This is a genomic window from Candidatus Phytoplasma bonamiae (genome assembly GCF_030586845.1).
GTDB classification, from domain to species: Bacteria; Bacillota_I; Bacilli_A; order Acholeplasmatales; family Acholeplasmataceae; genus Phytoplasma; species Phytoplasma bonamiae.
Genome location: NZ_JAOSIQ010000005.1, coordinates 24,324 through 31,261, shown reverse-complemented (window position 1 = coordinate 31,261; position 6,938 = coordinate 24,324). Strand labels below are relative to the sequence as shown.

At 22.1% G+C, this 6,938-nt stretch carries 5 protein-coding genes; all 5 read left to right on the top strand.

The genetic code is table 11. The annotated features are described in order from the left end of the window. Positions 1–712: 712 nt before the first annotated feature. The 5 genes from rplM to OC701_RS00910 all read left to right on the top strand — a co-directional run bounded on the left by rplM (position 713) and on the right by OC701_RS00910 (position 6,923). On the top strand, positions 713–1,192 hold the full coding sequence (gene rplM, locus OC701_RS00930) for a 50S ribosomal protein L13 (RefSeq protein WP_304514242.1): 480 nt from the start codon (positions 713–715) through the stop codon (positions 1,190–1,192). Positions 1,193–1,199: 7 nt separating this feature from the next. Continuing rightward, positions 1,200–1,592, top strand: a complete 393-nt coding sequence (rpsI, locus tag OC701_RS00925; protein ID WP_304514241.1) for a 30S ribosomal protein S9 — start codon at positions 1,200–1,202, stop codon at positions 1,590–1,592. An 86-nt stretch (positions 1,593–1,678) separates the two neighbouring features. Further along, positions 1,679–3,022 carry a glutamate--tRNA ligase gene (gene gltX / locus OC701_RS00920; RefSeq protein WP_304514240.1) on the top strand — a complete coding sequence of 448 codons (1,344 nt, stop codon included), beginning with the start codon at positions 1,679–1,681 and terminating at the stop codon, positions 3,020–3,022. 112 nt (positions 3,023–3,134) lie between these two features. Next, a complete protein-coding gene (gene cysS / locus OC701_RS00915; RefSeq protein WP_304514239.1) occupies positions 3,135–4,460 on the top strand; it encodes a cysteine--tRNA ligase in 1,326 nt (441 codons plus the stop codon). A gap of 42 nt (positions 4,461–4,502) precedes the next feature. Continuing rightward, the gene (locus OC701_RS00910; RefSeq protein WP_304514238.1) at positions 4,503–6,923 is read left to right on the top strand and encodes an HAD-IC family P-type ATPase; all 2,421 of its coding nucleotides are present in this window, start codon (positions 4,503–4,505) and stop codon (positions 6,921–6,923) included. Positions 6,924–6,938: the final 15 nt, after the last annotated feature.

Sequence of the window (6,938 nt, the reverse complement as noted above, 5' to 3'; positions counted from 1 at the left end):
TCTAGGATTGATTGCAAAAAAAAATGTAAAGTCTTTTTAATTTTAGAAAGGTTCAGTTATTATAATAAATCTATCATATGAAAATGTTTGCAATGATAACTGTCGTTGTATGTGAAGTAGAAATAAAAGATCATGTTATGTAAGAATGGTTATCGTCAGAGAACTAATCAAATATTATTCATGATACTAAATAACTTAATAAAATAAGAATAATAATAATAAATAATCAGTGTTTTCAAAATTAGTCTTCACAAGAAGATAAATTTATGAAAAAACCGGATGCCGGAAAACTTGATCTTTCGATTTGGATTTAGACTTTGTTTAATAGATATCATAAAAATAAATTCGGTTATCGAAATGTAAATAATCTATACTTATTATCTTATAGTTTATATTTTATTAAAGTTATTTTAATATACTTGACATTATTGTTAGATTTTAATATAATTTTGTTATATTTGTTTTATAAGGATTTATCTTGTAATTTATAACTTTTTATTGATATTTCTTTATATATTTAATCAAATTTTTTATTATTAAAATTTTAAATTTTTTTATTTTTATTAAATTTTATGTTTATAATAAAAATATTTTTTTATTCTTTCATACCTTTATTTTTAGTTGATAAATCAATTTTACCTACTTAATTATATAAATTTATTAATTAAAATATTTTTATTAATTTATCTTAAATGGAGATTTTTTTTAATTTATGAATAATAACACTAATACAGTTCTTTATAATAAAAATTTAACTGATTTAAATCGTACTACTAGTATGAGTGAAAATTATTTAAGAAGAAAATGGTATATTATTGATGCTAATCAAAAAATTTTAGGAAGGATAGCAACTAAAATTTCTGCTATTTTGATGGGCAAACACAAAACTATTTATACTCCTCATATTGATAATGGTGATTATGTGATAGTTATTAATGCTAAAAAAATTACTTTAACAGGTAAAAAAATCCATCAAAAAAAATATTATAGACATTCAGGATATCCAGGTGGTTTAACGCAAGTAAAATTTATTGAGATGATGCAAAAATTTCCTCATAGAATAATCGAAAAAGCAGTTTTTGGTATGTTACCTAAACATAAATTAGGTCGAAAGATAAGAAAGAAATTGTTTGTTTATGCTGATAATATTCATAAACACAATGCTCAAAATCCAGAAATTTTAGAGGTGTAATAGTTTTATGACAATAATACAATTTAATGGTACTGGAAGGCGTAAAACTTCTGTGGCACGAACAATTTTAAGAACTGGATCAGGTAATATTATAATTAATAATAGAAGTTTTGAAGAATATATATCGTCTCCTATTAATCGTTCAGAAATTTTAAAACCTTTAAAATTAACTAATGAATTAAATTGTTATAATATTAAAGTGATTGTTTACGGAGGAGGATCTACTTCTCAAGCAGAAGCTATTCGTTTGGGCATTTCTAGAGCTTTACTTATGGCTAAACCTTCTTTAAGAAGTGTTTTAAAAAAAGCAGGATTTTTAACTAGAGATGCGCGTATTGTAGAACGTAAAAAACCTGGTTATAGAAAATCACGAGCTCGTCCTCAATTTTCTAAACGTTAATTTGTTTTTTATAATTTTGATACATTTAAGATTTAAAAGAAATTTAATACTCAATTATTTATTTTTTTTTTGAAAAAAGGATGATTATGGAATCTGTTAGAGTTCGTTATGCTCCTAGTCCGACCGGTAATGGATTACATATTGGTAATGCTAGAACAGCATTTTTCAATTATTTATTTGCTTATATTTTTAAAGGTTCTTTTATTATTCGTATAGAAGATACAGATGTTGGTCGTAACGTCATCGGTAGCGAAGAAAAACAATTATTACAGCTGAAATGGTTAGGTTTAAATTGGTCTGAAGGTCCTGATGTCGGAGGATCTTATGGGCCTTATAGACAATCAGAAAGATTATCCATTTATGGCAAATATACAAAATTATTATTAGAAAATAATTTAGCATATAAAGTTTATTCTAATAACGATAAAAAAGATTATATAGTGCGTTTCAGAGTTCCTAAATATCAACAATATTCTTTTGTAGATTTGATTCGTGGTCCTATTAATTTTGCTAGCAAAGATATAGAAGATTGGATTATATTAAAAGAAAATGGTTATCCTACTTATAATTATGCCGTTGCTATAGATGATTATTTAATGAAAATTTCTCATATTTTTCGGGGAGAAGAACATATCACTAATACCCCAAAACAAATAATGATTTATAATGCTTTTAATTGGAAAATACCTGTTTTCGCCCATATGTCTTTAATTTTAAATCAATATAAACAAAAAATGAGCAAACGTAATTGTGACGAGATTCAGTTTATTGAGCAATATCGGAATTTAGGTTATTTACCCGAAGCAATTTTGAATTTTTTATTTTTTTTAGGATTTTCTCCGCAAACAAACCAAACTATTTTAAATAAAGAGCTTATTAATAATTTATTTGATATCAAGCGTTTTAGCAAAGATCCTGCTGTTTTTGATATTTCAAAATTAAATTTTATTAATAAAGAATACTTAAAAAAAATATCTTTAGAAGAATTAGCTATTAAAGTTAATTTTTATTTTAAACAATCTAAAATTGATTTAGAACATGATCGAATAATTAAATTAGTTGCTTTGTTACGTGATAGAATATATTATATTCAAGAAATTATTGATTTATATAAATGTTTTTTTATTATTGATCATGTAGCGACTCAAGAATTAAAATGTTTTTTAATCGAACATAAAGGTTATGAATTGATACCTTTTTTGTCAGGAATTTTTAATAAATTAGATATTTTTAAATCTTCCGAATTAAAAAAAATAATTTTAAATTTAAATTTAAAACAGAATTTTAATATGGATTTAAAAATTTTATTCAAAACAGTTAGAATATTATGCACTTGTCAATCGCAAGGCCCTAATTTATTCGATTATTTAGAACTTTTGGGTAAAGATAAAGTATTGAAAAATTTAGAAAAATTTACATCAATTTTTTAATTATTTATTTTACTAAAATAATTTCAGTTTTAATTTAAAATGTTATAAAAATTTAAATTTTTATTATTAAATTTAAAAAGAAATTAAAAATATAATAAAAAGGTTTTTATTAATGTTACAATTTTATAATTCTTTAACTGGTATTAAAGAAGAATTTTTTCCTTTAAATAATGCACAAGTTAACATTTATGTTTGCGGTCCTACTGTATATGATCACCTTCATATAGGTAATATTAGATCTTTAATTTTTTTTAATTTATTAAAGAAATATTTATTATCTATAGGTTTTAAAGTTTTTTTGGTGGTTAATATTACTGATTTAGATGATAAAATTATTCAAGTTGCTATTCAGAATAAAAGTACTGAGGAACAAATAGCTGATTATTACAAAAAACAATTTTTTCATTTGCTAGATAAATTAGATATTCATGAAATTAATAAGTTTCCTTCGGTAACTTGTTATATCGATCAAATGATTGCATATATTAACTTGCTTTTAGAAAAAAAATATGCTTATTTAACTAATGAAGGTGTTTATTTTTGTAATAAGAATATTGTTAATTACGGTTGTTTAAGTGGCCAAAAGATTAATAAATTATATAAAAATATTAATAATAAAAATGTTTTTCTAAAACACAATTCTGAAGATTTTGTTTTATGGAAAAAAACTAATATTGGTATTCGTTATTTTAGTCCTTGGTTTTTGGGTCGTCCTGGATGGCATACTGAATGTGTAGTAATGATTAGAGAAATTTTTCGAAATACTATTGATATTCATGGTGGAGGTCATGATTTAAAATTTCCTCATCATGAAAATGAACAAGCTCAATTTATGGCTAGCGAAGGTAAACCTTTAGCTCGTTATTTTATGCATATAGGACATGTTAATTATAATAATCATAAAATGAGTAAATCTTTGAAAAATGTTGTTTTAGCAAAAGATTTATTGACTGAAATTAAAGACCCTAATATTATTAAATTTTTCTTTTGTCATTTTCATTATTTAAAACCAATTAATTATACAAAAGAATTAATTAATGAGATTCAAATCAAGTATTTTAAAATAGTAAAAATTTTAAATAAAGTTAATTTTAAATTAATAATTAACAATGTTTATAATTATGAAATGAATAAAATTTATTTACAACAAATGCACCAATTTATGCAGAATGATATGGATACTCCCAATATTATTACTTTGATTGAACAAATATTAAAAAATATTTTTAAAAATATAAATAATAATTTGTCTTTATTATCTGAATTACATTATACTTTAATTTATATTTTAAAAAATTTAGATATTTCAATTGTTTTAAATAATGTAACAGAACAGATGATTGAATATTATTATTTATGGCAGCAAGCTAAAAATTTAAAAGATTTTAATCAAGCAGATTTTTTTAGAAATATTTTATTACAACAAAATTTTATTTGATAATAAATTTTAAGTAATTATTATTTCGGAGCAGGTGAAAATATGAATAACGATATTAATAAAACAAATTTGGAGAATTCTGTAATTAATAATTTTTTATATCAAGATTTAAGTCATTTCGGCCTTACTACTGATGAAGTAACTCAAAGATTGAAAAATCAAAAACAATATAAATCAATCAATAATGATAAAAATATCTTGATTATTATTTGTAATAATTTGTTTACATGTCTAAATTTGTTATTACTTGTGATTGTTATTGTTATTTTAAAAATGCGACGTTATGATCAATTATTTTTTTTAATAGTTAATTCTTTAAATATTATTATTAGTATTGTCCAAGAAATTAAAATAAAAAAAACTTTAGATAAAATTAATTTAATTTTGCCAAATAATATTAAAGTTATTCGAGATGGTCATATTATAGAAGTTGCTAATTCTAATTTAGTGGTAGGTGATTGTTTAGTATTGAGTTTGGGCAATCAAATTGTAGCTGATGTCTGTATCAAGTATGGAGTTGTAGAAGTAAATGAATCATTTTTAACAGGAGAATCTAAATCAGTTTTAAAAAAAACAGGCGATATTTTATATTCTGGTAGTTATGTTATTTCAGGTTTATCTTATGCTAATGTTATTGCTTTAGGGGAAGATACTTATGTTTCTAATTTGATTAAACAAGCTAAAAAATATCAAAAAATTAAAACACCTTTAATGAAAACATTTTCGATATTAGTGAAATTAATTTTTTTCGCAACAATACCTACTACTATAATTTTATTTTGTTCATATAAATTTAATTCTTATAATTTAACTAGTGATCATTTATTAGGAATATGCGGTTTTATGTTAGGTATGACTCCTTCTGGATTATTCTTGTTAATGAGCATGATTTCTATTTTAGGATTTATTAGGTTATTTAAACGTAAAGCTTATATGAAAGATTTATTAGGCATTGAAATGTTATCTCAAATAAATATATTATGTTTAGATAAAACTGGTACTATTACCGATGGGAATATGAATGTTAAAAAAATTTTAAAATATTCTAATGATGATACTATTGATTTAAATTATTTAATGGCTAATTTTGTTCAACATTTTTCTACTGACAATAATCCTACTCAAAAGGCTTTATATAATCATTTTAATAATTATTTAAATTCCCAAAGTGTTTATCCAGTGAAAAATCTTCAAGCTTTTTCTAGTATAAGAAAATATAGTGCTATTGAATTTGAAAAAATAGGTACATTTTTATTAGGCGCTCCAGAATTTTTATTAAAACAAAAAGATGAGATTATCGAGAAAGACATTAAAGAATATACTAATTTGGGTTATAGAGTATTATTATTAGTTCATACTAATGATTTTTTATCTAAAATTGATATAAATACTAATTATCAAGTTGTATCTTTAATTTTATTAGAAGATGTTATTAAAAAAGATGCTTACGAAACTATTAAATATTTTCAAAATTTAGGTATTAAAATAAAAATTATTTCTGGCGATAATGCTTTTACTACAGGTTATATAGCTCAACGAATTGGTTTAATTAATTCGGTTCCGGAAAAATCTATTAATTTGACTAATATAGAATCTGAAAAATTATGTGATTTATCAATTCGATATGATGTTTTTGGTAGAGCTACTCCAGAACAAAAAAAAACGTTAATTACTTGTTTTAAAAATAAAAATCAAAAAGTTGCTATGATCGGAGATGGAGTTAACGATATTTTAGCTTTTAAGGAATCAGATTTATCTATTGCTATGGCTTCAGGAAGCAAAGCTGCTCAAAATGTTGCTAATTTAATTTTAATAAATTCTAAATTTGATTCTTTACCGTCTGTTTTTTTAGAAGGTCGTAGATTAATTAATAATTTAGAAAAAAATTCCATTGTTTTTTTAACTAAAACTATTTTTACTTTTTTATTAGCTTGGATTACAATAATTAATAATTTTTTTAGTAATAATTTAGTTTTTTTCCCTTTTACTCCTTTGCAATTGAATTTTATTGATATTTTTTTTATCGGCATACCTTCTTTTTTCTTATCTTTAGAATCTAATTATAAACCTTTAAACAATTGTTTTATTAGTGATATTTTAAAAAAATCAGGCATTTACGGAGTATTAATTAGTGTTAATTATATTTTAATATTAACTTTATATAAAGGATTATTTAATAACTTTCAATCTAATTATCAAATATCTTATCTATTAACTTTAGTAACTGCTTTTATTTTTGCTAATATTTTATTTATGAATTGTCGTCCTTTTAATAAGTTTAAAATTATGTTGTTTTCGAGTATTATGTTTATTTTTTCTTTATTATTATTGATTTTTATTTTCAAGATTCCTTTTATTTATGGAATTACGGTATCTATTTGGAATGTTATATTGATTAGATCTTTTGAGTTTTTTATATTATTAATAATTAATTTGTTAATTTTATGGAAAATTAAGAAATAAGATTAAATTGAAGTT

What these genes read in the sequence shown, in the direction of transcription:
- rplM (WP_304514242.1), top strand. Translation starts at nt 713, where the DNA reads ATGAATAATAACACTAATACAGTTCTTTATAATAAAAATTTAACTGAT.
- gltX (WP_304514240.1), top strand. Translation starts at nt 1,679, where the DNA reads ATGGAATCTGTTAGAGTTCGTTATGCTCCTAGTCCGACCGGTAATGGA.
- rpsI (WP_304514241.1), top strand. Translation starts at nt 1,200, where the DNA reads ATGACAATAATACAATTTAATGGTACTGGAAGGCGTAAAACTTCTGTG.
- OC701_RS00910 (WP_304514238.1), top strand. Translation starts at nt 4,503, where the DNA reads ATGAATAACGATATTAATAAAACAAATTTGGAGAATTCTGTAATTAAT.
- cysS (WP_304514239.1), top strand. Translation starts at nt 3,135, where the DNA reads ATGTTACAATTTTATAATTCTTTAACTGGTATTAAAGAAGAATTTTTT.